The organism is Ruminococcus sp. AF17-1AC (assembly GCF_003461385.1).
Taxonomy (GTDB): domain Bacteria; phylum Bacillota; class Clostridia; order Oscillospirales; family Ruminococcaceae; genus Hominimerdicola; species Hominimerdicola aceti.
Genome location: NZ_QTWZ01000045.1, coordinates 1 through 1439, shown reverse-complemented (window position 1 = coordinate 1439; position 1439 = coordinate 1). Strand labels below are relative to the sequence as shown.

The 1439-nt window shown below is 33.1% G+C and carries 2 protein-coding genes; both read right to left on the bottom strand.

Annotated elements, in window-relative coordinates:
* Window positions 1-142: 142 nt before the first annotated feature.
* A complete protein-coding gene (locus DWW81_RS13015) occupies window positions 143-826 on the bottom strand; it encodes a DUF4367 domain-containing protein (RefSeq protein WP_181984659.1) in 684 nt (227 codons plus the stop codon).
* A complete protein-coding gene (locus DWW81_RS13010) occupies window positions 819-1325 on the bottom strand; it encodes an RNA polymerase sigma factor (protein WP_147339808.1) in 507 nt (168 codons plus the stop codon). The genes DWW81_RS13015 and DWW81_RS13010 overlap by 8 nt, the downstream gene beginning before the upstream one ends.
* Window positions 1326-1439 lie beyond the last annotated feature (114 nt).

Below are 1439 nucleotides of genomic sequence, written 5' to 3'. Positions count from 1 at the left end.
CTTTCAATTATATAAACTGAAAAAGCAGTGAAAATGGCTGGTTGAAATACACAAGTTTGTATGGTTTCACAATAATGTGCATTACGGTTTGTTATTATTGCATAAAAATAGTGTACTGTATCACACCATGCACTATTAATTCCTATTTTACAGAATAGTAGATATCCATTATTTCTGATTCAGATATGTCACCGCTTAATTCAAATATATATTCACCATTATCCCACAAAATACTTATGAAATCATCATTTGTGTATAAAATAAACTCATTTCCGAATTTATCTGATGAAGTTTTGAAATGACCACGTTCATTATCATAATATGAAGAATAAGAATCCGCTGTATATTGGTCGAAATATATACTCTTTTTCTTATCATTTGAATAATAGCATAATCCGATATGATCGTCAGTTGAAACACTTTCGCTTTCATCTAAAACAAAGCCTTCCGGAACAGTAATGCTATATTGCTTTTCTATCTTGCTTTTGTGATTGCCTATATCTTTGCTATCATGTTGAACAGATACAACGGTGTGATCATTGAAAATTCGCAGGAAGAAATTCCTTACTGCATTTCTCGCAGGTGCATAGGCGGCAACAGTCGTTGTACCCATAATGGCTGCCGCAATTATGGCAGAAGCGATCCTTCGTCCTGTGGTTTTGATAAGCGGATAATAGATGCGGCTTTGGTTCTTTATGAGCTTTTCTTTTTTGTTCAGATAGTCCTCAGAAAACTCATAATTGCTGTATGATGACAGGTCTAGGCTATTTAATTCGTTGCAATACAAAGGCACAAGCTTTTTTAATTCTGATCGTGTATCACTCATCGTCATTCATATCCTTTCTGAGTATTTTTCGGGCTTGTTCAAGTCTTGATTTTACTCCTCCAACAGATAGATGTAGTTGCTTTGATATTTCATTGACCTTAAAGCCATAAAAATATTTCATCATAATAACGTCACGATAAATATCAGGCAGCTTTTCGACCATATCAGCAACAATAAGCTTTTCAATGTGGTCATAGTCTTCAGATATCTCTTTAATTTTATCATCTATCTGGACATTGATACTGTGTTTATTTTCTTTTTCAAGAATATCGATACACACGTTTCTATTAATAATAACTGTATAAGCGACTATTTCGGCTGGTTCTAAACTATGAATTTTTTTGAAATTTTTTGCTAACGCCAAAAATGTTTCAGAAACAGCTTCCTCCGCCAATGCGTTATTATGTAACTTTGACATTGAGAATACGAACAATTTTCTTTCAAGAGAGTCATATATTTTTCTGAACTCTGATTTATCATCATCGTCGATCAGCGTCATACAAACAGTGAGCACTTGATCACCTCTGTCTAATTTTGTAATAAACTTAGTATAGCATTATTTATATATAATTTCAAGGGGGATTGTCTGTAGAATTAACATCTTGTTGATTGT

Excerpts from the sequence above, each read along its gene's own strand:
- DWW81_RS13015 (WP_181984659.1), bottom strand. The coding sequence starts at position 826 with ATGAGTGATACACGATCAGAATTAAAAAAGCTTGTGCCTTTGTATTGC.
- DWW81_RS13010 (WP_147339808.1), bottom strand. The coding sequence starts at position 1,325 with ATGACGCTGATCGACGATGATGATAAATCAGAGTTCAGAAAAATATAT.